The 625-nt window shown below is 45.4% G+C and carries 1 protein-coding gene; it reads right to left on the bottom strand.

The genetic code is table 11. The annotated features are described in order from the left end of the window. Positions 1 to 101: 101 nt before the first annotated feature. Positions 102 to 515 carry a hypothetical protein gene (locus C3418_RS24285; protein WP_146054169.1) on the bottom strand — a complete coding sequence of 138 codons (414 nt, stop codon included), beginning with the start codon at positions 513 to 515 and terminating at the stop codon, positions 102 to 104. Between the last annotated feature and the right edge of the window lie 110 nt (positions 516 to 625).

The following is a 625-nucleotide window of genomic DNA, read 5'->3' as shown; positions in this document are numbered from 1 at the left end:
GAATATCGACTGGGAGAAGCTCCGCCACAAGTAACGGAGCTAACAGGAGACCAGCAGATCATTTTGGAGGTATTGGGTGAGCGCTATCGGCAAATTTATTCCTAAATCAGGTGCGGAATGTCGGATAGGTACTCAAACCGCTCTACGAAGCGCTTGTAAACTGAGCCACTTTTATCGTTATTTTTTCTAGCTTTTTCCGCAAGAACCTCTATCTCTCGCGTCAAGAATGAGCCAACCAGTTCAGCCTGGGCAGGAGCATTTGCACACAATGTTTTAAATGAATCAACCCACCACCGCTTAAATGGAATAGAGGAAAATGCACAACTACCGCCAAGCCAGGGTGACCGATACCCAATCTCTAAATTTCGAGTCGCCTTGTTTGAAGACAAAGGGAAAAATTTTTCAATACTATCGAGTCGTGAGCTGAAACTGAAGCCTGCTGTCCCCTCTGCCTCATATACCTCACCAATGTTGTAGCTGCCAATATGGTGGTATAGAACCTGACTCTTATACACAAGTAGCGTCCTGAACGGAACCTTTCCCGTTTTCCAGGATCTGATCTTCTATGTGACTCCCAACATAGTAACGATCATGATAACTTCTGCTCTTCATCGTACGGCTGACT

It is taken from the genome of Aeromonas sp. ASNIH8, from assembly GCF_002919855.1.
Lineage (GTDB): Bacteria > Pseudomonadota > Gammaproteobacteria > Enterobacterales > Aeromonadaceae > Aeromonas > Aeromonas caviae.
Note: the sequence above shows the minus strand (reverse complement) of the source record. Positions and strands in the feature narration are given on the sequence as shown.